The organism is Sporomusaceae bacterium, from assembly GCA_031460455.1.
GTDB lineage: Bacteria > Bacillota > Negativicutes > Sporomusales > UBA7701 > Anaeroselena.
The window spans coordinates 75,524-97,995 of sequence record JAVKTQ010000007.1 but is presented as its reverse complement, the minus strand read 5'-3'; the positions used below and the strand labels follow the sequence as shown (position 1 = coordinate 97,995).

Here is a 22,472-nt window from a genome sequence, read left to right as displayed (position 1 = left end):
AAATGACTAAAGGAAAGCGAAGTAGACAAAACTGCCAAAAACGACACCATTCGTGGTCGGAGGTACCCAGTGACACCAATTGCCGAAACCGCCGCCGCCAAGATACGCCGCGGCGGGCGCCTCGACCTCGACGAGGCTTTGGCCCTGTACGAACACAACGACCTGCTCCTCCTGGCCTCGCTTGCCCGTACCGTCAAAGAGCGCAAGTCGGGCCGCGACATCTACTTCAACGTCAACCGCCACATCAACCTCACCAACATCTGCGCCGCCCGCTGCCCGCTGTGCGCCTTCGGTCGCGGACCCGGCAGCGCCGACGCCTACGTCATGGAAAGGGAAGAGGTTGTCGCCGTCGCCCGCCGGGCGGCGGAAGAAGCGCCCGACCTCAGTGAGATCCACATGGTCAGCGCCCTCCACCCGGACAAGCCCTTTTCCTATTACCTCGGCATCGTGGCGGCGGTGAGAGCCGCCCTGCCTCAGGTACACATCAAGGCCTTCACCCCGGTGGAAATTTGCCATTTCGCCGCTATCGGCGGACTGCCTGTCGGCGACGTCCTGCAGGCCCTCAAGGCCGCCGGCCTCGACTCGCTCCCCGGCGGCGGAGCGGAGATCCTCGACGACGGCATCCGCAGCGTCATCTGCCCCCGCAAGGCGTCGAGCGCTCAGTGGACAGAGGTTGTAATGACCGCCCACCGCCTCGGCATCCCCACCAACGCGTCGCTGCTGTACGGCCATATCGAAACGCCCCGCCAGCGGCTCGAGCACCTTATAAAGCTGCGGTCCATCCAGGACGAGACAGGCGGCTTTCAGGCCTTTGTCGCTTTCCCCTTCCATCCTGAGAATACCGGTCTGCCCCAGCTAACAAGGGTGGGGGCCTGGGAAGACCTCAGAATGGTTGCCATGGCCCGGCTGATGCTGGACAACTTCGACCACATCAAAGCCTTCTGGATGATGCTCACCCTGCCGGTCGCCCAGCTGGCGCTGGCGTTCGGCGCCGACGACCTCGACGGCACGGTGGCGGAGGAGAAAATCATCCACGCCGCCGGCGCCACAACGGGAACGAGCATCGCCAGGGAGGACATCATCGCCGTAATCCGCGAGGCGGGTTACATCGCCGTCGAACGGGACACATTCTACAACCGCCGCCGTGCCTGGGGAGATGACGACAATGGATAAACCGCGCCTCGGCCATATCAACTTCATCAACTGCCTGCCGCTTGACTGGGGCCTGACCGCAGGCGACCTCGCCGCCGGCCTTGAAATACAGCCCGCCGTTCCCGCCGCCCTCAACAAGCTGGTGGTCGCCGGCGACCTCGACGTCAGCCCCGTCTCCTCGATCGTCTACGCCCAGAATGCCGCCGAACTTGTGCTGCTGCCCGGCCTGTCGATCAGCGCCCCCGGCGCCCTGCAAAGCATCGTCGTCGTTGCCAGAAAGCCCCTGGCCGACCTTGACGGCCGGCCGGTTGCCCTGACCGCCAAATCGGCTACCTCGCACGGCCTGCTGAAAATAATCCTCAATAAAGCTTACGGCGTCGAGCCGATATACTCCGTCAGCCCGCTGTCGCTGGCCGAAGGCGTTCTGGACGGCGCCGACGCCGCCCTGTTCATCGGCGACGACGCCCTGTTCGCCTATCACAACCGCCGGGACGGCCTGCTCTATTACGACCTGGGAGCCGAGTGGCGGAAACTCACCGGCGGGGCGATGGTCTACGCCCTGTGGGTGGCCAACCGCGGCTTCGCCGCCCGCCGCCCCGACCTGCTGCAACTGGTGTACGACAAAGTCAGGGCCGGATTCGCCTACGGCCTGGCGCACCTTGCAGAGGCGGCCGCGGCCCGCGCCGGACGCACGCCCCTTACTGCGGCGCAGGTCGTCCACTACATCGGCCTCCTCGACTACCGGCTCGACGACGCCCATCGCCAGGCGCTCACCAACTACTATCGCCTGGCGGCCGAACTCGGCCTCATCCCGGCCGTACCGGCGCTCCAGTTCGCGGCGGTGAAACAATGAGCGGCCGCCTGACAGGGCAAGAGGCACGGGCACTGCTGGCGGCGGGCGACCTGATAACCCTCGGCCGCGCGGCCGACGAAGCGCGCCGGAAGCGCTTCCCCGGCGATATCGTCACATTCATCATCGACCGCAACATCAACTACACAAACGTTTGTGTGAGCGGCTGCAAGTTCTGTGCTTTCTACCGGCCGGCCGGCCACCCGGAGGCGTATGTCCTCAGCCACGAGGCCATCCTCGAAAAGGTGCGGGAGACGGTCGCGGCCGGCGGCACGCAGATCATGCTGCAGGGCGGGCTGCACCCCGGCCTGATGCTAGAGTACTATACAGAACTTCTGACAAAAATCAAACAACAATCTGACATAATCGTACACTCTTTTTCGCCCGCCGAGATCATTTTCCTCGCCCGGCAAAGCGTCCTCAAACCCGCGGCAGTGCTGGCCCGCCTCCAGGCCGCGGGGCTCGATTCGCTCCCCGGCGGCGGCGCCGAAATCCTCGTAGATTCAGTCCGCCAGCGGGTTAGCCCGGAGAAGATAACGGCCGGCGATTGGCTGGCGGTCATGCGGGCCGCGCACGGCCTGGGCATGAAGACGACGGCGACAATGGTGATCGGCCTCGGTGAGAGTCTGGCCGACCGCGTCGCGCATATGGAGGCCGTGCGCCGGCTCCAGGAGGAAACCGGCGGGTTTCGGGCGTTTATCATGTGGTCGTATCAGCCCGGCAACACAGCGCTGGGCGGCGAGAAGACGTCGGCCTGGGATTACCTCAGGACGCTGGCGGTAGCGCGGCTCTATCTCGACAATTTTGACCATGTTCAGGGGTCGTGGGTGACTCAGGGCGAGAGGATCGGCCAGCTCACGCTCGCTTTCGGCGCCGACGACCTCGGCAGTATCATGCTGGAGGAGAACGTGGTGCGGGCGGCGGGGACGGCCTATGAGATGTCGGTGGACAAGATGACGTCACTCATCCGCGGGGCGGGCAGGACGCCGGCCCAGCGGGACACGGCCTACAAAATCCTGAAAGTATACGGGGAGAAGCGATGAAGATCGAGCAGACGGCTTTAGCTGTAATCGGCGGTTCCGGCACGCTGTCCGGCGATTTCCCGCGCGGGGCGCAGGACGCCGGCACCGAGGTTCTGGCCGACAACCTTATTTTCGAGACACCTTACGGGCAAAGCCCGCCGTTCCGCCGTTTTACAGTAGACGGGCGGCCGGTGTTGGCCTGCCGCATGCACGGCTGGCGAAGCGGGGTGAACCGCGGCGATGCCTCCCGCCAAATATTCTGGGTGCTGCGGGAAGCGGGGGTCAAGCGGATCATCGCCGAGGGCGGGGTCGGGTCGGTGAACAGGCTGCTTGACCCGCGCGATATCGTGGTGCCGCACGATTATATCGATCAGTCGTTGCGTAAAGATGTCGGTTTGGAGGGAAAATATCTGCTGGTGATGCGGGACGCGCTGTGCCCGGAGATACGCACAGCCCTTCTCGCGGCGGCCGACGCCGGGTATGCCGGCCGCGTGTTTTCCCGCGGCGTGTACGCTGTGACCGAAGGGCGGCACTTCGAGAGCCCGGCGGAGGTGGCGATGCTGCAAGGCCACGCCGACATCGTCGGCCAGAGTATGTGCCCGGAGGTTTACCTGGCGCGGGAGATCGGCGCCTGCTACGCCGGACTCTATTTCGTGGTCAATTACGGGGAGGGCGTGGTCAAAGCCTGGTCGCACCAGACGCTCAAGGATATCTTCTACGGCGATGCGGCGCCGATAAGCCGCATCCTGCTGGCAGCCATCAGGTCGCTAAAGGAAGAAGGCGGCTGCGAGTGCGCATCGCTCCGCAAGGAAACGCTCCTTAAAGACGTTTACAAGTGACGCCAAATTATGGTATAGTGGGGGCTATATAAAGGAGGCTTGGTATCGAAATGACGGCAGTGAATCACGAAACAGTTCTGGTTATGGACTTCGGCGGACAGTACAGCCAGCTGATCGCCCGGCGCATTCGCGAATGCGGCGTATATTGCGAGATCGTTCCCTTCAACATTCCCCTGGATAAGCTGCGGGCGATGCAGCCCAAGGGGATCGTCTTTTCGGGCGGCCCCAACAGCGTATACGCAGACGGAGCGCCGCACTGCGATCCCGGCGTTTTCACGCTGGGCGTGCCGGTGCTGGGCATCTGCTACGGCATGCAGCTGACGACGTACCTGATGGGCGGCAAAGTGGCTCACGCCGATTCGCGCGAGTACGGCAGCACCAGGCTGTTTATTGATCAGCGCGCCAATATCTTCGCCGAGCTCGACGCTGAGACGCAGGTGTGGATGAGCCACGGCGACTACATAACCGAGCCGCCGCCCGGCTTCGCGGTGACGGCCCACACTAATAGTTCGCCGGTGGCGGCAATGGCCGATACGGCCAAGAGAATTTTCGGCGTACAGTTTCATCCTGAGGTCGTCCATACCCCGGAAGGGATGAAGATGCTGCGCAACTTCCTGTTCAACGTCTGCGGCTGCAAGGGCGACTGGGACATGGGTTCGTTCGTCGACCAGGCGGTGGCGGCCATCCGCGCCAAGGTGGGCGACAAGCGGGTGTTGTGCGCCCTGTCGGGGGGCGTCGATTCCTCGGTGGCGGCGGTGCTGGTCCACCGGGCGGTGGGCGACCAACTGACGTGCGTGTTCGTCAACCACGGCTTCCTGCGCAAGGGCGAGCCGGAGCAGGTCGTCAAGACCTTCCGTGACGGCTTTCATATCAATCTGGTGTACGTGGACGCGACGGAGCGGTTCATGAACCGTATGCGGGACGTGCTCGATCCTGAGCAGAAACGGAAGATAATCGGCGAGGAGTTCATCCGCGTTTTCGAGGCCGAAGCGGCGAAGCTCGGCGATATCGAGTTTTTGGTCCAGGGGACGCTGTACCCCGACGTGATCGAGAGTGGGACGGCGACGGCGGCGGTCATCAAGAGCCACCATAATGTCGGCGGCCTGCCGGAGGATATGAAGTTCCAACTGGTCGAGCCGCTGCGCGACCTGTTCAAGGACGAGGTCCGCGCCCTTGGCCGGGAGATCAACCTGCCGGAGGATATCGTCTGGCGGCAGCCCTTCCCCGGTCCCGGCCTCGCCATCCGCATCATCGGCGAGGTGACGGAGGAAAGGCTCGACATTTTGCGGGAGGCGGACGCGATCGTCTATCAGGAGATCAAGATCGCCGGACTGTATCGCAAGGTGTGGCAATCGTTCGCGGTGCTGCCGGCGATGAAGAGCGTAGGCGTTATGGGCGACGAGCGGACGTACGCCTACACTATCGGCCTGAGGGTGGTGGCGAGCGAGGACGGCATGACCGCGGACTGGGTGCGGCTGCCGTACGAGGTGCTAGATGTAATCTCGCGGCGCATCGTCAACGAGGTCAAAGGCGTCAACCGGGTGGTGTACGACGTAACGTCAAAGCCACCGAGCACGATCGAGTGGGAATAAAAAAGAACCCTGGCTTCAAAAAAGCCGGGGTTTTTGTTTTTGGCGTTTTACCGAAATATTATGTTTTCTATTATATCAAGTATGTGTTAAAGGCATCATTTAGTGTGAATAAATACCAAAATGCTAATGGAAACGTTGCAAACCATAATGCTAAGGCATAGATATTATTCCGATGAAGCCAACTAGAATAGCTTCGATTTTCGTTGATTAAATTTATGACAGGAACGTAGAGAATCGGGTAGAGCGGGGATCGTTGGGGACGACGGATGGTAGGGCCGGGGAGCAGCCGGGAGGCAAGCGTATTGTACCTGAAATTAAGAAGGCCGCCCCCCGGTGGATAGGGTTCAGTCCACCCGGGGCGGTCTTCTTTACGTTATCATCATATCACATGTTTTGGCCAAACAGTCCACTAAAAGTCCACTTTTCGTCCAAAACGCTATTTCTGTGAAAATAATTTTCGGCAATGAGCAGTAAATCGAAAAATGAACCCCCGGCTGTGCGGCCGGGGGTGAGGGGTCAGGCTTTGATGTCGAGGGTGTTGCCGAGGTGGGGGGGCGAGGCGGGCGGGGAGGACTGCTTGAGAAGGTCGACGATGTTCTGCCCGTCGCGGCTGAAGGTGTCGAGGGCTTTTTTCATTACGAGGAGGCCGGCGCCGTCCGCTTTGGCCGACAAGGTGATGGCCGGGTTTACCGACATGATGTTCATTGCGCACCTCCCGCGTTGTTTATATATCGTATATTCGGCGGGCCGGGCAAAGAATTCCTGCCGACCGGGGTCCTATTTATCGGGGGACAGGACGGGGCGACGCGGGTATACGGTATTCTTGCTGCCAGACAAAGTCTTTATTTACAAAATATGGTATAATACAAACAACAGGAAGGGTCGGTCGGTCGGGATTCCTTTCACCGGCGCGGGAGGGGTTGGCTCGGGTGAGTGAGCCATCGGATGGGCGGAGGGGGGATGCCAGATGACGGCTATCGACATCACGGCTCTGCTGCTGCTTTTACTTCATACAATCTGGTTGTGCATGAACAGGAAAAACAAGAGTTAATGCGGGTGGCTGACTATTATCCGCTGGTATTGCCCGGACAGCATTTTTCCGCGAACAAGGGCCGTGCGACAGGCATGGCCCTTGTCGATTTTGGGGAGCGCACGATAAACCCCGGCTTTAGCCGGGGCTTTTTGGCGTGAATCGGTTTATTGGAACAGTTCCTGTTCTTTCTTGCGACGCTCGACTTGTTTTCTGAAGATGTATTTGACGATTTCACCGCGGTCCCGCTCTTTGATGTCTTTGAATTCGATGGCGGCGGCGTGCCGGTCGCCGGGTTCATCGGGAGGGATGTCGCGGATGACTTCGCCCATCGTTTCGAGGGTGCAGACGCCGGGAAGGGGCAGGGTGATTTTGACTTTGGTGCCGGCCGCGAGCGGTTTGCTTAAAGCAACCCTGAGGCCGCCGGCGCTGATGTCTTTGGTGAGGGTGGCGATGATGCTGTTGTCGCCGGCGTCATCGACAAGTTCGAGTTTGACGTCGAGGACGTCATGGAGGCGGACGTAGGCGCGCATCTGGATTTTTTTGAGGTCGGTGGGCGGGGCTATTATCCACAGGGGGATGGGGTCTTCGACGGTGCGGAGGAGGATGGTGTTGAAGAGGAAGGCGCAACTGTCGGCGGCCACGCGGATGCTGAGCTTGCGGCCGGGCAAGGGAGGCAGGTAGAAGCCCCGGCGATAAGGGGCGGCGATGGTCATGGAATTCTGGCCAATGTCTTCGATGCGGCTGGAATAGACTTGGCGCTGCTTGGAATCGGGATCTTCGACGATTATGTCGATTTTTTGGGTCACGTGAAAGTTTTTCATGCGGCCTTCTCTCCATGCAGGCGAGTTGTGTGAGATAGTATCGAGATTCGACAGGGCGGGGCGGTTTTCCTGCCGGGCATGGGCCGGACGGAGGCGGAGCATAGGACCTGACACCTGCGAAAATAAGGTATTGCTCCTCTTTCAAGCTGCGTTTGTTTGTAGTTTAATTAAAGTGTAGCTTTTAGCTTTTAAACGAGTGTGAGAAGAGGAACGAGAGAACGGAAAGGCGCAATCTCGCGGCCAGGGCGGGGTTGCGCTTTTCCACGTGTTTGAGGGCAAAAGGCGGCGATAATAGGCAAAATCCGGCGCTAGGGCCCGGCCGTTTATGGGGCTGGCCGCTTTTGCCGCCAGAGAGTGGCGGCGCGGGGTATGACGCTCTTGCGGACCGTTTCCTTTTTGTTGGCAGGGCATGCTATAATATTAGCTAAAAAGCTGTATTTTCGAGGAGAGTGTTATAGCGGTTTGGACACGCCTTCATTAGGTTCGGAGATCGGGATAATTTTCCTGCTGATTGTCGCCAACGGCTTCTTCGCCCTTGCCGAGATGGCGATCGTTTCGTCGCGGGCGAGCCGCCTGGAGCATATGGCTTCCCAGGGCGACCGCGGCGCGGCAAGGGCGCTGAAGCTGGCGCAGGAGCCGACGGATATGCTGTCGGCCGTACAGGTGGGCATTACCCTGATCGGTATCATGACCGGCGCTTTCGGCGGCGCGACCCTTTCGGGGCATCTGGCGGTCTGGCTCAAAGAGGTGCCGGCGCTGGCCAGGTTCGCGGATCCGGTGAGCCTGGTGCTGGTGGTGGCGGTGATAACTTATGTTTCGCTGGTCGTCGGCGAGCTTGTGCCGAAGCGGATCGCTCTCAATAATCCCGAACCGATCGCTGTGCTCGTGGCGAGGCCGATAGGTGTGTTCGTGTTTATAAACCGGCCGCTGGTGCGGCTGCTGAGTTTTTCGACGCGCATGGTGCTGGCGCTGCTTCGCGCCAAGCCGCCGGATGAGCCGCCTGTGACCGAGGAAGAGGTTAAGGTGATGATCGGGCAGGGGGCGCAGCACGGGGTGTTCGAGGAGAGTGAGCGGGAGATGGTGGAGAATATCTTCCAGCTCAGCGATATGCGGGCCGGTGCGCTGATGACTCCCCGCGTGCAGATCGAGTGGCTTGATTTGGAGGATTCGGCGCACCAGAACCTGAATATTATCGCCGACGGACGCCATTCGTGTTTCCCGGTGGCGAGAGGCAGCCTCGACGAAATCGTGGGGGTTGTGTTCACAAAAGATTTGCTGGCCGACCATGTGGCCGGCAAGGAGCTCGATCTTGAGCAGTCGGCACGCGAGCCGATTTATGTGCCGCGCAGCATGCCGGCTCTGAAGATGCTGGAGGCGTTCAAGGAAGAGAAGATGACTATCGCCCTTGTTATCGACGAGTTCGGCGGCATCGACGGTTTGGTGACGCTGAACGATATCATGGAGCATATCGTCGGCGGGATCGCGCTGGGCGAGGGGGCGAACGACGAGGAGGCGGTCCGCCGGGAGGATGGCTCGTGGCTGCTCGATGGGATGATGGATGTTGAGGATTTCAAGGAGTTGTTCGGTTTCGGCGAGCTGCCGGAGGAGGAGCGGGCCGGCTACCAGACGCTGGGCGGGTTCGTGATTTCTTTTCTTGGCGATATCCCTCAGACGGGCGACAGCTTCACGTGGGGCGGGTACCGTTTCGAGGTGGTGGACATGGACCGTACACGGGTGGATAAGGTGCTTGTATTGGCTTTGCCGCCGGAAAATGATAATGGCATTGTTGAGTATCCCTCGGTTTAGGCCGGGGGATTTTTTTTTGCCCTGTTCGGGGCAAACTATCGCCAGGAGGTGGTGAACGGTGCCGAAAAAGACGGACAGCGAGGCGTTCGCGTCGGAGTATGCGATGAGCGCCGGCGATAACGCGGCGTCGCGGGAGCAGATAGACAGGTCGATCGTTTCCGGGGATGTCGCCAATGAGCATTCTTTCCGCGCCGCCTGCATGCGAGGCATGGAGGACATCTCCCAGGGCAGTAAAGACGGAAGGCAAGGAGGCGGTTCTGCGTGAAGAAGAGGCTAGTCGGCGGATATTTCTCCAGTGTGCCGTTGGCTCAGATTATTGCCGCCACCGCCGATATCGCGCCCGAAGACGAGGTTCGGGACGACAGCCCGGACGGAGACGGTAACGAGGACTGACGGAAGGATGGAAGCCCCGGACGAGCGCCGGGGCTTGGTTTTGCGAGTATGGATGTGAAGGCGCTGAAGAAGAAGCTGCAGCTTTATGGGTTCAACAACCTGACCAAGACGCTGAGCTTCAATATGTACGATATATGTTACGCGACCAGTCCGCAGCACCGCAGCGAGTATATCGCTTATATCGACGAGGAGTACAGCGCCGCCCGCCTGACGGCTATCTTGAGGGCGGTGGCCGGCATCATCGGCGCGAACATCCTCAATGTCGCCCAGCAGGACTACGAGCCGCAGGGGGCGAGTGTGGTGATGCTGATTTCCGAGGGCAAGGAGGGCGATGCTCTTGCCCAGGTGAACGCGGCCGCCCCGGAGGTGAGGGCGGCCGAGGCGGTGGTGGCCCACCTCGATAAGAGCCATATCACGGTGCATACTTACCCGGAGAGCCACCCCGACAAGGGGATAAGCACATTCCGCGCCGACATCGACGTTTCGACGTGCGGGGAGATTTCGCCGCTAAAAGCGCTCAATTTCCTGCTGGGCAGCTTCAACTCGGATATCGCCATCCTCGATTACCGGGTGCGCGGCTTTACCCGCGACGTGACCGGCAAGAAGTATTTCATCGATCACCGGATAAACTCCATTCAGAATTACATCGGCAAGGAGAGCCGCGACCGGTACAATATGATTGATGTGAACGTTTATCAGGAGAACACTTTTCATACCAAGATGATCCTCAAGGAGTTCGATCTCGACAATTATCTGTTCGGGACGGCGAAGAAAGAGCTGCTGCCGGGCGAGAAGAAGAAGATCAAACAGCGCCTGAAGAGGGAGATGGCGGAGATTTTCTACGGTCGGAATATTCCCAAGGTGTGACGGAGGTGGCGAGATGGCGACCGCCCAGTTCAAAGCGGCAGCGCTGACGAGCGAGATTGGCCTGAACGCCATCGCCGCGCACTTCGGCATCCGCCGCAAGTACCGGTGGGAAGACTCGCTGGCGCTTGGCGAGAGTGCTCTCAAGGGCGTGGTGCTGGAGCCGGCCGGCAAGTCTGTGCACATTTTTTCGTTCGGTTCGATGGTGTTCGTGAACTGCCAGCACCATGAGATGATGGATGTGATCCGTTATCTCGGGCAGGTGGAGAGCAGCCTGGCGGAGGTTGGCGGACTGACTTACGCCGACGATTACCGCATCGAGGTATCGAGCGATGAGGAGCCGTCGGTTAACAACGATTGCCTGGTGGTGCGGAGGGAGGAGGGCTACCAGCGGGAGATAGTGGCGACGGTGCTGGCTAAGTCGGGGGCGCTGGAGCGGACGGAGATCGGCACGAATGCTCTGCTGGACGAGATTGAGGATATAGTGGCGCTGCTGGGGCAGGGGCGGCTGACGATGTCGGACGAACAACTGGCCCGGATGTCGGCGCGCATCCTCGGTTTTCGCTTGAGTACGCTGTCGTATATAATGCTGCTCGACAAGCCTGATATAACGTGGGTGAACGAGGAAGCGGCAGCGCTCTATGACGAGCTGGGGGCGCTATTCGAACTGGCCGACCGCTATGAGAGCATCCGCCACAAGACGGAGGCGCTGATGGACATCACGACGGTGTTCGCCGGGCTGGCCCACGCCAAGCGCGGCAACCGCTTGGAGTGGGCGGTGATCATCCTTATCGCCATCGAGATCGTGCTGTCGCTGACCGATATGTTTCTGAGATAGGGGGGGGCAAAATGCGAACGTTTTGGCGACTGATGTCAAAAAGGTTCACTTTTTTCGTTGACACTGTGCCGCCGCCGGCGGTAAAATAGACTTGTACAAATGAATAGCTCGTATAATTTTGGGGATATGGCCCAAAAGTTCCTACCGGGCGACCGTAAATCGCCTGACTACGGGTGAAAGTGTACCTAGGGTTCCGCATGACCGACGCCGCTCGTGCTGCGCTTCGGCTTGGCCTGGACCGAGTGGTACAGGCGCCACTCGGTGACGCTACACCGGAGGGATAAAAACCCGGGCGGGGAGGTTTCGCTCATTACGAGATGGAAAATCCCCCGCCGGGTTTATTTGTTTTCCCGGCTGCGGTGGATCAAGGTCTGCGTAGGGGGCGTCATGCCCTGCAGGTGAGTAAAAAACGGCGTCGCGGGTATAATGGGAAACAGTCTAGCAGAATGGATGGGTGAGGATATGCTGGAGAGATTGTTTTCCCTGCGCGAGCGCCGGACCGATGTGAAGACGGAGGTGCTGGCGGGCGTTACCACTTTCATGACGATGGCGTATATCCTGTTCGTCAATCCGAGCGTCCTGGGGACGGCGGGGATGGACAAGAACGCGGTGCTGCTGGCGACAGCCATCGGCGCCGGCTTGGTGACGATCATGATGGGGTTGTTCGTCAATTACCCGATCGCCCAGGCACCAGGGATGGGGATGAGCGCTTTCTACGCTTTCACGGTGGTCATCGGCATGGGGGTGCCATGGCAGACGGCGCTTGGGGCGGTGTTCATTTCCGGTCTTATCTTTATTGCTCTGACGGTGACTCACGTACGCCAACTGCTGGTGGAAGGAATACCGGCCTCGCTGAAGTACGCTATCACTGCCGGCATCGGCCTGTTCATCACCATCATCGGGTTGAAGCTGTCCGGACTGATGACGATCAGGCTGGCGCTCATCCCGCCAACGCTGGAGAAGCTTGTCGCCGCAAAGGGCAACGGCACGCCGGCCCACTTTGAGACGATGTTGGAGCTGGGCAGCCTGGCGGAGCCGCAGGTGCTGCTGGCGGTGTTCGGCCTGCTGCTGATCGGCGTGCTGACCGCCCGGAAGATGCGGGGCGCTATTCTTGCCGGCATCGTGACGACCACCGTGCTGGCGATTTTGGCCGGGGTGGTCAAGGTGCCGCCGGGTTTCAGCCCGGTGGCGGTGCCCGATTTCAGCCGCAACGCCTTCATGGCCCTCGATGTCTGGGGGGCTCTCAATATGGGGCTGGTGACGATTATTTTCACCTTCACGTTCGTGGAGCTGTTCGATACGATGGGCACGCTGGTCGGGACGGCGACCAAAGCCGGGCTGATGGACAAGCACGGCCGCTTCCCCGGTATCGGCAAGGCGATGCTGGTGGACGCCACCGGCGTTAGCCTCGGCGCTCTTCTGGGCACGAGCACGATCACTTCGTATATCGAGAGCGCTGCCGGCATCGGTGTCGGCGGTCGCACCGGCCTGACGGCCGTGACCTGCGGCTTGCTCTTCCTGCTGGCGCTGTTCTTTACGCCGCTGGCCGGGCTTATCCCGGACGCGGCCACCGCCCCGGCCCTGATTATCGTCGGCGCCATGATGATGGAGGGGGCGCGCCACATCGATTTTGCCGATCTGAGCGAAGGGTTGCCGGCGTTTCTGACAATTACGCTGATGCCTTTTACATACAGCATCGCCAACGGTATTTCCGCCGGCCTGGTCTTTTATCCGCTCCTGAAGCTGGCGACCGGGCGTGGCCGCGAGGTCCACTGGATTGTCTACGTGATGGCGGCGCTTGTCGTGATAAGGTTCGTTTTCCTGGCCGCCTAGGCCGGGTCATCGATATTAAGGGGGAGTAACATGAAAGTAGCGATAATCATGGGCAGCGATTCTGACCTGCCGGTGCTGGAGCCAGCGCTCAAGACGCTGGCGGAGTTCGGGGTGGCCGCCGAGGTGGTGGTGGCATCCGCCCACCGCACGCCTGAGAAGGTGCACGATTTTGTGACAACTGCCGCCGACCGTGGCGTGGGCGTGTTTATCGCCGCCGCGGGCGCCGCCGCCCATTTGCCGGGCGTCGTAGCCAGCTTCACCACGCTGCCGGTCATCGGCGTGCCGGTCAACAGCACTTCGCTGGGCGGGATGGACGCCCTGCTGAGCATCGTGCAGATGCCGGCCGGCATCCCGGTGGCGACGATGGCGATCAACGGGGCAAAGAACGCCGCGCTGTTTGCGGTGCAGATCCTGGGTACGGCCGAGCCCGCGCTGCAGGAAAAACTCGCCGCCTATCGCCGGACGATGGCCGCCGAGGTCGAGCAAAAAGCCGCCAAGGTGACTGCCAGTCTAAATAAATGATTGATACGGAGGAATGAATGATGGCCCAAATGCTTTATGAAGGCAAAGCCAAGAAGGTATACGCGACCGAGAATCCTGACGAGTATCTGGTGTATTTCAAGGACGATGCCACCGCTTTCAACGGCGAAAAGAAGGGGACGATCCTCAACAAGGGCATCCTGAATAACAAGATTTCCACTTTCTTTTTCGACTTGCTGGGCAAGAACGGCGTCCCCCACCATTTCGTGCGCATGGTGAGCGACCGCGAGATGCTTGTCAAGAAGCTGACCATCCTGCCGATCGAGGTGGTTATGCGCAATATCGCCGCCGGCAGCCTGGCCAAGCGCATCGGCTGGGAAGAGGGGCGCAAGCTGCCGCAGCCGGTTGTCGAGCTTTATTACAAGAACGACGAGCTGGGCGACCCGCTGATCAACGAGTACCATGCCAAAGCGATGGGGCTGGCCGACGACGCGCAGCTCAAGGCTATTCAGGAGCTGGGCCTGAAGATCAACGCCATATTGAGTCAGTATCTCAAGGAGAAGAAGCTCGAACTTATCGATTTCAAGCTGGAGTTCGGTCTTCACAACGGCCAACTGCTCCTGGGGGACGAGATTTCCCCCGATACTTGCCGCTTCTGGGACAGCGAGACTGGCCAGAAACTTGACAAGGACCGTTTCCGCCGCGATCTCGGCGATGTCGAGGACGCTTACAAAGAGGTGCTGTTCCGTTTGACGGGCGAGAAGTATTGAGGTGACTGACAGAGTGAATTGTGAACTTTTAAGCGACAAACCGCGCGAGGAGTGCGGCGTATTCGGCATTTATTCCCGCCATGACGATGTGGCCCTGAACACTTACTGGGGACTGTACGCTCTCCAGCACCGCGGCCAGGAAAGCGCCGGCATCACCCTGACCGACGGCTGCGAGATGGATATCCAGCGCGGCATGGGCCTGGTGGGCGAGGTGTTCCGCAAGGGCCTGCCAGAGATGGAGGGGGCGTATATCGCCATCGGCCATGTGCGTTATTCGACCACCGGGTCCAGCCTGCTGATCAATACCCAGCCGCTGATGGTGACGTATTCGGGCGGCCATATCAGTCTCGCTCACAACGGCAACCTCACCAACGCCCGCGAGCTGCGCGTCGATCTCGAGCAGAAGGGCAGCGTGTTTCAGACGTCGATCGACAGTGAGGTGATCGTCAATCTGATCGCCCGTTCGGGAAAGAGCACGATCGAGGAACGGGTGTTGGAGAGTGTGGCCCGGATCGAAGGCGCTTACTGTCTGGTGATTATGACCGACAGCAAGCTCATCGGCGTCCGCGACCCCCACGGCTTCCGGCCGCTGTGCCTGGGAAAACTCAACGGCGGCTGGGTGCTGGCGTCCGAGTCATGCGCCCTTGATTCGGTGGGCGCGGAGATGATCCGCGATCTGGCGCCGGGCGAGATGGTGGTTATCGACGACGACGGCCCCCGCTTTTTCAGCTTTGGCCAGGGCGACCGGCGGGCGCTGTGTATTTTCGAATATATCTATTTCGCGCGTCCTGACAGCGTCATCGACGGGCAGAGCGTGTACGCGGCCCGCTTCGCCATGGGGCGCCAGCTGGCCCGCGAGAGCGGGTTCAAGGCCGATCTCGTCATCGCGGTGCCCGACTCGGGGACGACGGCGGCTCTCGGTTTCAGTTACGAATCGGGCGTGCCGTTCGCCGAGGGGCTGATCAAGAACCGCTACATCGGCCGCACCTTTATCCAGCCCGAGCAGCAGAAGCGGGACACGGGCGTGCGCATTAAGCTCAACGCCAATAAGGCGGTTGTGGAAGGCAAGTCGGTCATAATGGTGGACGACTCGATCGTCCGCGGCACGACGAGCGGCAAGATCGTCAAGATGCTGAAGGAGGCTGGCGCGAAGTCGGTCCAGATGTGCGTGAGTTCGCCGCCGATCGGCTATCCTTGTTATTACGGCATCGATACGTCGGCTCGCAAGGAGCTGATCGCCGCCAGCAAGCAGGTGGAGGAGATCAGGGATTTCATCGGCGCCGACGCGCTTTATTATCTCTCGCTGGAGGGATTGTACGGGTCGGTGGCTAACATTAAATACGACCGGATGTGTTACGCCTGCTTCAATTGCGATTATCCCTGCAGCATACCCGGCGGGGACGACGCGGCGAGCAGTAAATTCGTATTTGAAGCGGCCGCAAGCCGCAAGAAACGCGGGGGAGAGGGATGAGCGAAGGATTGACCTACCGCCAGGCCGGGGTGGATATCGACGCCGGCAACCGGGCGGTGGACCTGATGAAGAAGCATGTGCGGGCGACTTACCGCCCCGAGGTGTTGGGCGATATCGGCGGCTTCGGCGGCCTGTTCGCCCTGAACGCGGGCGGATACAAGGAGCCTGTGCTGGTGAGCGGCACCGACGGTGTCGGTACCAAACTCAGATTGGCGTTCATGATGGACAAACACGATACCATTGGCCAGGACGCGGTGGCGATGTGCGTCAACGATATCCTGGTGCAGGGAGCCGAGCCGCTGTTTTTCCTCGATTACCTGGCGGTGGGCCGCCTGGAGCCGGAGAAGGTGGCGGCGATCGTCAGCGGCGTGGCTATCGCCTGCCGCGAGTCGGGCTGCGCTCTCATCGGCGGCGAGACTGCCGAGATGGCGGGTTTCTATCCCGACGGCGAGTACGACATCGCCGGCTTTGCGGTCGGCATCGCCGACAAGTCCCGCCTGATAACCGGCGAAAACATCAAGCCGGGCGACGTGCTTATCGGCCTGCCGTCGAGCGGGCTTCATTCGAACGGCTTTTCGCTGGTGAGGAAGATCTGTTTCGATGTGAAAAAGTTCGGCGTGGACGCCGTCATCCCCGAGCTTGGCAAAACGCTGGGCGAGGAGTTGCTGACACCCACGCGCCTTTATCCGCGGGTTTGCCTGCCGCTGTTCGGCAGATTTCCCCTCCGCGGCCTCGTACATATCACCGGCGGCGGTTTTTATGACAATATCCCCCGGGTGCTGCCCGACGGCTGCGGCGTGACGGTCGATGCGTCGGCGTGGCCCATGCCGCCGATCTTCGCCCTCTTGCGGGAGTGGGGGCAGGTAGCCTGGCCGGAGATGTACCGCACCTTCAACATGGGCATCGGCATGATCCTGGTGGTGCCCGCTGGCGAGGCTGAGGCGGTGCGCAAGGACCTTGCCGACCGCGGCGAGCGGTCGTACGTCATCGGTGCGGTGACGGCCGGCGAGCGGACGGTGACCATCAAGGGAGGCGTGTTCGATGAATAGGACGGTGCTCGGAGTTCTGGTGTCGGGGCGGGGCAGCAATCTGCAGGCCATCCTCGACGCCATCCTGGCCGAACGGCTGAAGGCGAAGATCGGCGTCGTGATCAGCGACAATCCGGGCGCGCTGGCCTTGAAGCGGGTGGCCGGCTTCGACATCACCACGACTGTCATCGAACGCAAGAAGTTTGCCGACAAGCGCTCGTTCGAGCAGGCGATCGCCGCCGAACTTCAGCTCCATCACGTGGAGCTGGTCGTGCTAGCCGGCTTCATGCGCATTCTCAGCAGTGATTTCATCGGCCGCTTCCCCGGCCGGATCATGAATATCCACCCCGCGCTGCTGCCCGCCTTCCCCGGGCTGGAAGCCCAGGCCCAGGCGGTCAGGTACGGGGTCAAAGTATCGGGCTGCACGGTCCACTTCGTCGACGAGGGTGTGGACACCGGCCCGATCATTCTTCAGGAGGCTGTGCCGGTGCTGGACGGCGACGATGAACACGCTTTGGCCGAGCGTATCCTCCATGTCGAACATCGGCTTTATCCGCGGGCGGTCGGGCTGTTCTGCGACGGACGGCTCAAGATCGAAGGGCGCAAGGTGATCATCACTGAGAAACGGTAGGTGGCTGAAATGAAGATCGAACGGGCTCTTATAAGCGTCTCCGACAAGACCGGGGTGGTGGAGTTCGCCCGCGTTCTCCACGGTCTGGGTGTGGAGATCATCTCCACCGGCGGGACGATGAAGACGCTGAAGGAAGCGGGCATCCCGGTGGTGTATGTCAGCGAGATCACCGGCTTCCCGGAAATAATGGACGGACGGGTGAAGACTCTCAACCCGTACATCCACGGCGGCATCCTCGCCATCCGCGACAACCCCGACCATGTGCAGGCGATGCGTCACCACAAGATCAAGGGCATCGACATGGTGGTGGTCAACCTGTATCCCTTCCGCCAGACGGTCGCCAAGCCGGACGTCACCCTGGGCGAGGCGGTGGAAAATATCGATATCGGCGGTCCGGCGATGATCCGGGCGGCCGCCAAGAACTTCGCCCATGTTACTGTGGTGGTAAACCCGGCCAATTACGGTCTGATTGCCGACGAATTGACGAAAAACGGCGAAATTTCCCAGGAAATACGGATGGAGATGGCGAGAGAGGCCTACAGTCATACTGCCGAGTATGACGCCTGCATTGCCCGCTATCTCGCCGGTCAGCTCGGCCAGGGGCGCTTCCCCGCGAGTATGCAGCTGGTATTCGACAAGGTTCAGGATCTACGCTACGGGGAGAACCCCCATCAGCAGGCGGCCTTTTACCGCGAGCGGGGCTTCGCCGGGCCGGGGGTGGCGGGCGCGCGGCAGCTCCACGGCAAGGAACTGTCGTTCAACAATATCGTCGATCTTGAGGCCGCCTTTAATATCGTGAACGAGTTCGCCGCGCCGGCGGCGACGATTATCAAGCATACCAATCCTTGTGGCACCGGCACGGGCAACAGCCTGGCGGCGGCTTATGCCAAAGCGTACGAGGCGGACCCGGTTTCGGCGTTCGGGGGCATTATCGGCCTCAACCGCGAGGTGGACAAGGCGACCGCCGAGCAGATCGGCCAGTTGTTCGCCGAGGCGGTGATCGCGCCGGGCTACAGCGCCGAGGCTTTAGCGATGCTGAGCGAGAAGAAGAATGTCCGCCTGCTGGCGGCCGAGTTTGGCAAAAGTGCGGACGCCATGGATATCAAGCGGGTGGCGGGCGGCATCCTCGTGCAGGATACCGACGCCGGCGACCCTGAGGCGAAGATGACGGTCGTGAGTAAACGGCAGCCGACCGCCGCCGAGCTGGAGCAGCTTCAGTTCGCCTGGAAGGTGGTCAAGCATGTCAAGTCGAACGCGATCGTCGTGGCGGCGGACAACCGTACCATCGGCGTGGGCGCCGGGCAGATGAACCGGGTAGGAGCGGCGAACATCGCCCTGACCCAGGCCGGCGAGGCTGCCGAAGGCGCGGTGCTTGCTTCCGACGCTTTCTTCCCCTTCAGGGATACGGTGGATGCCGCGACCAAGGCGGGCGTCACCGCCATTATCCAACCTGGGGGCTCGGTCCGCGACGAGGAGTCGATCAAGGCGGCGGACGAGCAGGGGATGGCGATGGTGTTTACGGGTGTCCGTCATTTCAAGCATTAGTTACGGCCATTGATAAAGCCCCATCTGCGGCGTTGCTCCTCGGCTGCCATCCTCAGCGTACGTTCGTGTACGCTTCCGGTGGCAGTCTCCGGTGCGCCTTGCATCTGGGGCTTTCTGAATGGCCTGAGCCATTTAATAAGCCTTTGAACAAATATAAGAGGTGATATTAATGCGTGTTTTGGTGATCGGCGGCGGCGGGCGGGAGCACGCTCTGGCGTGGAAGCTGGCGGCCAGCCCGCGGGTGGAGAAGATTTACTGCGCGCCCGGCAATCCGGGCATCGGCGGTCTGGCCGAGTGTGTCGACGTCGATGTGAACGACAACACTGCCCTGGTCACGTTCGCCTGGGAGAGGAAGATAGATCTGACGGTGGTCGGGCCGGAGGCGCCGCTGGCCAATGGGGTGGTCGACGTTTTCGCCGCCCATGGCCTGAAGATTTTCGGCCCCACGCAGGCGGCGGCCAGGATTGAGGGCTCGAAAGCGTTCGCGAAAGACCTCATGCGCAAGTACGGGATACCTACCGCCGGGTACGGCGTCTTTACCGACGCCGCTGCCGCCAAGGCGTATATTAAGGAGCAGGGCGCCCCGATTGTCGTCAAGGCCGACGGCCTGGCAGCCGGCAAGGGTGTGGTGGTGGCGATGACGGAGACGGAAGCGCTGGCGGCGGTCGATATGATAATGACGGACGCCGTTTTCGGGACGGCCGGGACGCAGGTGGTCGTCGAGGAGTTCATGCAGGGCGAGGAGGCCTCGCTGCTGGCGTTCACCGACGGCAAGACGGTCGTGCCGATGGTGTCTGCTCAGGATCACAAGCGGGTGTTCGACGACGACCGGGGACCGAATACCGGCGGCATGGGCGCGTACGCGCCGGCGCCGGTGGTTACGCCGGCGGTGCTGGCGCGGGTGATGCAGGAGATCCTTCAGCCGGCGGTGGCTGCGATGCGCGCCGAGGGGTGCCCGTACAGCGGTTGCCTGTACGCCGGCCTGATGATTACCGACGCGGGGCCGAAGGTGGTGGAGTTCAATGCGCGCTTCGGCGACCCCGAGACCCAGGTTGTGCTGCCGCTGCTGGAGAGCGACTTGCCGACGGTGTTGGAGGCGTGCGTCGACGGCACGCTGGATAAGGCTGCGGTGGCCTGGCGGGACGAAGCGGCGGTGTGTGTGGTTATGGCTGCCGGCGGCTATCCGGGGGAATACGGCAAGGGGGATGTCATCAGCGGTCTGGACGCTGCTACGGACGCGGGGGCGGTGGTTTTCCACGCCGGCACCGCTCTGAAGGGCGGCGCTGTAGTCACGAACGGCGGCCGGGTGCTGGGCGTGACGGCGATGGATAGAGATGTGCTGCGGGCGATCGAGAAGGCGTACGCCGCCGTAGACGGAATCAGCTTTGCGGGGGCGCATTGGCGGCGAGATATCGCCCGCAGGGTGATTGATAGACTGAGAAAATAATAAAGGGGAGATAGAGGCAGGTGACGCAATGGAGCTGTCTTTGATCGCCGCGAATATCGTTTTGATATTGGTGCTGCTGCTGGGGGTGGGGCTGACGCTCTTTACGCTGCCGGGCAATTTCGTCATCCTGCTGGTTGCGGTGGGCTATGGTTTCTTCGAGGGGTTCAGCCGGTTCGACAGCGGGTTTCTGTTCGTGCTCGGCGGCCTGTTCGTTCTCGGCGAGGCGGTGGAGTTTGTGGCCGGCATGCTGGGGGCGAAACGGCAGAAAGCCTCGTGGCGGGCGATGGGAGCGGCGCTGCTGGGTGGCCTGGCCGGAGCGGTCCTTGGGTCGGCAGTGGTGCCGGTGCTGGGGACACTGGCCGGGGCGGTGGCGGGGGCGTTTGGACTGAGCTATGCCGCGGAGTACAGTAAGACGGGCGACCGGGAGAAGGCGGCGCGGGTGGCGCTGGGTGCGGCTGCCGGCCTGCTGGTCGGCACGCTGTTTAAGCTGGCGGTAGCTGTTGGGATGGCGACGGCGATCATCGCACGGCTGGCATGGTGACTGACCGATTAGTCAATTTTGCGTTGACAGCCTTCCGTGGGCCTCCTATAATTAAAGATATAAAGAGCATGGAGGTTACCATGGCCTATTACCGCGAAGACCAGCATGGCGACGATTCGCGCTCCAAGCGCCAGCAAATTCTTGAGGCCGCCTACGCCGTGTTCTCCCGCAAGGGTTACCACCGGGCGACGGTGGATGAGATCATCGCTTTGGCGGATACCGGCAAGGGTACGGTGTATAATTACTTCAACAATAAGGAGCAGCTTTTCTACACCCTTATCCGCGAGCGCAGCCAGCCGTTCGAGACGGCGCTGCAGCAGGCGGCGGATGCTGACCAGCCTATGCTGGAGAAGCTGCAGACGATGATCAGGCTTTTTCTGCGGTTTTATTTGGACAACGCTGCCCTCTGGCGGGTGATGATGCACGAGATCCGCGGCTTCGGCAGTGACGGACTGTCTTATGTGAAGCCGGAGACCCGCGACAAGTACCGGGAAGGGTTCAGCCACACGATCGGCCTGCTGGCTAAGGTGTTGCAGGAAGGCATCGACCAGGGCCTGCTCAGGGAGGTCAATGTCAAACACGCTTCCTACGCTTTGTTCAGCGTGATCGTGGCATTGGCATTTCAGCAGTTCGTGGATGATGTGGATGAATCGGCCCGCGAGGTGGCGGAAACTTTCCTGTACGGTATGGCTCGGAAGTAACCCGGCCCTTTTAAATAGCCGGCGTTGACCGGATAGTCAAATTGAGCGGACCCCTTCCCGACCTGGCGGCCGGAAAGGGGTTTTTCGTTTTTCCGGCCGACCTCAGGGGCGACGGGGAAGGATGTTGTTGATGTTTGGAAACTGAAATACTATAATAGTTTATAAGGAGCGAAGTTTATTGGAGCTGCAACGGTTAATTTTTTGGGGGTAAATATGGAAGATATCAAGGCAATTATCCTCGACAAGGCGCGGGAGCGGTTCGACCGCTTCGGCTACAAGAAGACGACGATGGACGAGATCAGCCGGGATTGCCGCATTTCCAAAAAGACGGTGTACGCGCACTTCGGGGACAAGGAGAACTTGTTCAACTGCCTGTTTATGCGCGAATGTCGGACAGCGCGGGATGTTATTTTCGCCCGGATGGGCGAAGTCGCCGATCCTCTCGACCGCCTCCTGCAATTGCTCAGGACGGGGATCGCGTATTTTAACGAGGACAATTTCCTGACAAGGCTGCTGAGGGATGACTACGCCCTGTTTTCGACCTTTTTAACTTCCGAGCATCAGCGGCTTATCGACGACGAGCTGATCGCAATCATCGCCGGGATAATAGAGGAGGGGAAACGGCAGGGAAGGATCAGGGACGTGGATGCGGAGGTCGTGGCGTACGCGGGGCTAAAGCTGTTTCAGTCGTTCAGCTATATGCGGACAGCCAGGTTTGCGCCGGGGAAAGAGGAGCAGGGTTATTGCACCGAGGTGCTGGTCGATTTTGTCGTTAACGCGCTTGTCAGGAAATAACCTGCGCGCGTGTGTGCGAT

At 60.8% G+C, this 22,472-nt stretch carries 24 protein-coding genes and 1 riboswitch; of the genes, 22 read left to right on the top strand and 2 right to left on the bottom strand.

The genetic code is table 11. From position 1 onward, the window contains the following. The first annotated feature begins 69 nt into the window (after positions 1 to 69). Genes mqnE through guaA form a run of 5 tightly spaced genes read left to right on the top strand, consistent with a single transcriptional unit; the run spans position 70 to position 5,455 of the window. A complete protein-coding gene (gene mqnE / locus RIN56_11900; protein MDR7867515.1) occupies positions 70 to 1,173 on the top strand; it encodes an aminofutalosine synthase MqnE in 1,104 nt (367 codons plus the stop codon). Then, positions 1,166 to 2,005, top strand: a complete 840-nt coding sequence (locus RIN56_11895; GenBank protein ID MDR7867514.1) for a menaquinone biosynthesis protein — start codon at positions 1,166 to 1,168, stop codon at positions 2,003 to 2,005. The genes mqnE and RIN56_11895 overlap by 8 nt, the downstream gene beginning before the upstream one ends. After that, positions 2,002 to 3,045 carry a cyclic dehypoxanthinyl futalosine synthase gene (mqnC, locus tag RIN56_11890; GenBank protein ID MDR7867513.1) on the top strand — a complete coding sequence of 348 codons (1,044 nt, stop codon included), beginning with the start codon at positions 2,002 to 2,004 and terminating at the stop codon, positions 3,043 to 3,045. The genes RIN56_11895 and mqnC overlap by 4 nt, the downstream gene beginning before the upstream one ends. Next, positions 3,042 to 3,863, top strand: coding sequence for an MTAP family purine nucleoside phosphorylase (locus RIN56_11885; protein MDR7867512.1), 822 nt, complete (start codon positions 3,042 to 3,044; stop codon positions 3,861 to 3,863). The genes mqnC and RIN56_11885 overlap by 4 nt, the downstream gene beginning before the upstream one ends. A 50-nt stretch (positions 3,864 to 3,913) precedes the next feature. Then, the gene (gene guaA / locus RIN56_11880) at positions 3,914 to 5,455 is read left to right on the top strand and encodes a glutamine-hydrolyzing GMP synthase (protein MDR7867511.1); all 1,542 of its coding nucleotides are present in this window, start codon (positions 3,914 to 3,916) and stop codon (positions 5,453 to 5,455) included. A 516-nt stretch (positions 5,456 to 5,971) separates the two neighbouring features. Here guaA and RIN56_11875 read toward each other — a convergent pair. Next, the gene (locus RIN56_11875) at positions 5,972 to 6,160 is read right to left on the bottom strand and encodes a YjfB family protein (protein MDR7867510.1); all 189 of its coding nucleotides are present in this window, start codon (positions 6,158 to 6,160) and stop codon (positions 5,972 to 5,974) included. A 255-nt stretch (positions 6,161 to 6,415) separates the two neighbouring features. Between RIN56_11875 and RIN56_11870 the strand changes: the two genes are divergently transcribed. Continuing rightward, entirely contained in the window at positions 6,416 to 6,646 is a 231-nt protein-coding gene (locus RIN56_11870) for a hypothetical protein (protein ID MDR7867509.1), read from the top strand. 6 nt (positions 6,647 to 6,652) lie between these two features. Here the strand turns inward: RIN56_11870 and RIN56_11865 are convergent, their stop codons facing one another. Continuing rightward, positions 6,653 to 7,309, bottom strand: coding sequence for a flagellar brake domain-containing protein (locus RIN56_11865; protein MDR7867508.1), 657 nt, complete (start codon positions 7,307 to 7,309; stop codon positions 6,653 to 6,655). 462 nt (positions 7,310 to 7,771) lie between these two features. Between RIN56_11865 and RIN56_11860 the strand changes: the two genes are divergently transcribed. The 16 genes from RIN56_11860 to RIN56_11785 all read left to right on the top strand — a co-directional run bounded on the left by RIN56_11860 (position 7,772) and on the right by RIN56_11785 (position 22,452). Beyond that, positions 7,772 to 9,115 (top strand): hemolysin family protein, encoded by a 1,344-nt coding sequence (locus tag RIN56_11860; protein ID MDR7867507.1) that lies wholly within the window; start codon positions 7,772 to 7,774, stop codon positions 9,113 to 9,115. A gap of 58 nt (positions 9,116 to 9,173) precedes the next feature. Continuing rightward, entirely contained in the window at positions 9,174 to 9,380 is a 207-nt protein-coding gene (locus tag RIN56_11855) for a hypothetical protein (GenBank protein ID MDR7867506.1), read from the top strand. Then, positions 9,377 to 9,508: a hypothetical protein gene (locus RIN56_11850; protein ID MDR7867505.1), complete on the top strand. Its 132-nt coding sequence runs from the start codon at positions 9,377 to 9,379 to the stop codon at positions 9,506 to 9,508. The genes RIN56_11855 and RIN56_11850 overlap by 4 nt, the downstream gene beginning before the upstream one ends. Before the next feature lie 48 nt (positions 9,509 to 9,556). Next, on the top strand, positions 9,557 to 10,375 hold the full coding sequence (gene speD / locus RIN56_11845) for an adenosylmethionine decarboxylase (protein MDR7867504.1): 819 nt from the start codon (positions 9,557 to 9,559) through the stop codon (positions 10,373 to 10,375). A 13-nt stretch (positions 10,376 to 10,388) separates the two neighbouring features. Next, positions 10,389 to 11,210, top strand: coding sequence for an RMD1 family protein (locus RIN56_11840; GenBank protein ID MDR7867503.1), 822 nt, complete (start codon positions 10,389 to 10,391; stop codon positions 11,208 to 11,210). 88 nt (positions 11,211 to 11,298) lie between these two features. Next, positions 11,299 to 11,400: riboswitch (purine riboswitch) on the top strand. 272 nt (positions 11,401 to 11,672) lie between these two features. Beyond that, positions 11,673 to 13,043, top strand: a complete 1,371-nt coding sequence (locus RIN56_11835; protein MDR7867502.1) for an NCS2 family permease — start codon at positions 11,673 to 11,675, stop codon at positions 13,041 to 13,043. Positions 13,044 to 13,073: 30 nt separating this feature from the next. Next, positions 13,074 to 13,565, top strand: a complete 492-nt coding sequence (gene purE / locus RIN56_11830; protein MDR7867501.1) for a 5-(carboxyamino)imidazole ribonucleotide mutase — start codon at positions 13,074 to 13,076, stop codon at positions 13,563 to 13,565. 17 nt (positions 13,566 to 13,582) lie between these two features. Continuing rightward, a complete protein-coding gene (locus tag RIN56_11825; GenBank protein MDR7867500.1) occupies positions 13,583 to 14,293 on the top strand; it encodes a phosphoribosylaminoimidazolesuccinocarboxamide synthase in 711 nt (236 codons plus the stop codon). Positions 14,294 to 14,306: 13 nt separating this feature from the next. Next, on the top strand, positions 14,307 to 15,764 hold the full coding sequence (gene purF / locus RIN56_11820; protein ID MDR7867499.1) for an amidophosphoribosyltransferase: 1,458 nt from the start codon (positions 14,307 to 14,309) through the stop codon (positions 15,762 to 15,764). Then, positions 15,761 to 16,813, top strand: coding sequence for a phosphoribosylformylglycinamidine cyclo-ligase (gene purM / locus RIN56_11815; protein MDR7867498.1), 1,053 nt, complete (start codon positions 15,761 to 15,763; stop codon positions 16,811 to 16,813). Before purF ends, purM begins: the two co-directional genes overlap by 4 nt. Continuing rightward, on the top strand, positions 16,806 to 17,423 hold the full coding sequence (gene purN, locus RIN56_11810; protein ID MDR7867497.1) for a phosphoribosylglycinamide formyltransferase: 618 nt from the start codon (positions 16,806 to 16,808) through the stop codon (positions 17,421 to 17,423). The genes purM and purN overlap by 8 nt, the downstream gene beginning before the upstream one ends. A 9-nt stretch (positions 17,424 to 17,432) precedes the next feature. Beyond that, a complete protein-coding gene (gene purH / locus RIN56_11805; protein MDR7867496.1) occupies positions 17,433 to 18,968 on the top strand; it encodes a bifunctional phosphoribosylaminoimidazolecarboxamide formyltransferase/IMP cyclohydrolase in 1,536 nt (511 codons plus the stop codon). A 169-nt stretch (positions 18,969 to 19,137) separates the two neighbouring features. Then, complete coding sequence (purD, locus tag RIN56_11800; GenBank protein MDR7867495.1) at positions 19,138 to 20,415, top strand: phosphoribosylamine--glycine ligase; 1,278 nt, start codon at positions 19,138 to 19,140, stop codon at positions 20,413 to 20,415. 28 nt (positions 20,416 to 20,443) lie between these two features. Further along, a complete protein-coding gene (locus tag RIN56_11795) occupies positions 20,444 to 20,956 on the top strand; it encodes a DUF456 family protein (GenBank protein MDR7867494.1) in 513 nt (170 codons plus the stop codon). A 68-nt stretch (positions 20,957 to 21,024) separates the two neighbouring features. Further along, positions 21,025 to 21,657 carry a TetR/AcrR family transcriptional regulator gene (locus tag RIN56_11790; protein ID MDR7867493.1) on the top strand — a complete coding sequence of 211 codons (633 nt, stop codon included), beginning with the start codon at positions 21,025 to 21,027 and terminating at the stop codon, positions 21,655 to 21,657. A gap of 213 nt (positions 21,658 to 21,870) precedes the next feature. Then, entirely contained in the window at positions 21,871 to 22,452 is a 582-nt protein-coding gene (locus RIN56_11785; protein MDR7867492.1) for a TetR/AcrR family transcriptional regulator, read from the top strand. Positions 22,453 to 22,472 lie beyond the last annotated feature (20 nt).

Bases quoted from the DNA above. Each gene is read 5' to 3' on its own strand.
- RIN56_11875 (MDR7867510.1), bottom strand. From the start codon at position 6,160: ATGAACATCATGTCGGTAAACCCGGCCATCACCTTGTCGGCCAAAGCG.
- RIN56_11865 (MDR7867508.1), bottom strand. From the start codon at position 7,309: ATGAAAAACTTTCACGTGACCCAAAAAATCGACATAATCGTCGAAGAT.
- RIN56_11825 (MDR7867500.1), top strand. From the start codon at position 13,583: ATGATGGCCCAAATGCTTTATGAAGGCAAAGCCAAGAAGGTATACGCG.
- RIN56_11895 (MDR7867514.1), top strand. From the start codon at position 1,166: ATGGATAAACCGCGCCTCGGCCATATCAACTTCATCAACTGCCTGCCG.
- RIN56_11795 (MDR7867494.1), top strand. From the start codon at position 20,444: ATGGAGCTGTCTTTGATCGCCGCGAATATCGTTTTGATATTGGTGCTG.
- RIN56_11835 (MDR7867502.1), top strand. From the start codon at position 11,673: ATGCTGGAGAGATTGTTTTCCCTGCGCGAGCGCCGGACCGATGTGAAG.
- RIN56_11870 (MDR7867509.1), top strand. From the start codon at position 6,416: ATGCCAGATGACGGCTATCGACATCACGGCTCTGCTGCTGCTTTTACT.
- speD (MDR7867504.1), top strand. From the start codon at position 9,557: ATGGATGTGAAGGCGCTGAAGAAGAAGCTGCAGCTTTATGGGTTCAAC.
- guaA (MDR7867511.1), top strand. From the start codon at position 3,914: ATGACGGCAGTGAATCACGAAACAGTTCTGGTTATGGACTTCGGCGGA.
- purE (MDR7867501.1), top strand. From the start codon at position 13,074: ATGAAAGTAGCGATAATCATGGGCAGCGATTCTGACCTGCCGGTGCTG.
- RIN56_11840 (MDR7867503.1), top strand. From the start codon at position 10,389: ATGGCGACCGCCCAGTTCAAAGCGGCAGCGCTGACGAGCGAGATTGGC.
- RIN56_11885 (MDR7867512.1), top strand. From the start codon at position 3,042: ATGAAGATCGAGCAGACGGCTTTAGCTGTAATCGGCGGTTCCGGCACG.
- purN (MDR7867497.1), top strand. From the start codon at position 16,806: ATGAATAGGACGGTGCTCGGAGTTCTGGTGTCGGGGCGGGGCAGCAAT.
- purH (MDR7867496.1), top strand. From the start codon at position 17,433: ATGAAGATCGAACGGGCTCTTATAAGCGTCTCCGACAAGACCGGGGTG.
- purM (MDR7867498.1), top strand. From the start codon at position 15,761: ATGAGCGAAGGATTGACCTACCGCCAGGCCGGGGTGGATATCGACGCC.
- mqnC (MDR7867513.1), top strand. From the start codon at position 2,002: ATGAGCGGCCGCCTGACAGGGCAAGAGGCACGGGCACTGCTGGCGGCG.
- RIN56_11785 (MDR7867492.1), top strand. From the start codon at position 21,871: ATGGAAGATATCAAGGCAATTATCCTCGACAAGGCGCGGGAGCGGTTC.
- purD (MDR7867495.1), top strand. From the start codon at position 19,138: ATGCGTGTTTTGGTGATCGGCGGCGGCGGGCGGGAGCACGCTCTGGCG.
- RIN56_11790 (MDR7867493.1), top strand. From the start codon at position 21,025: ATGGAGGTTACCATGGCCTATTACCGCGAAGACCAGCATGGCGACGAT.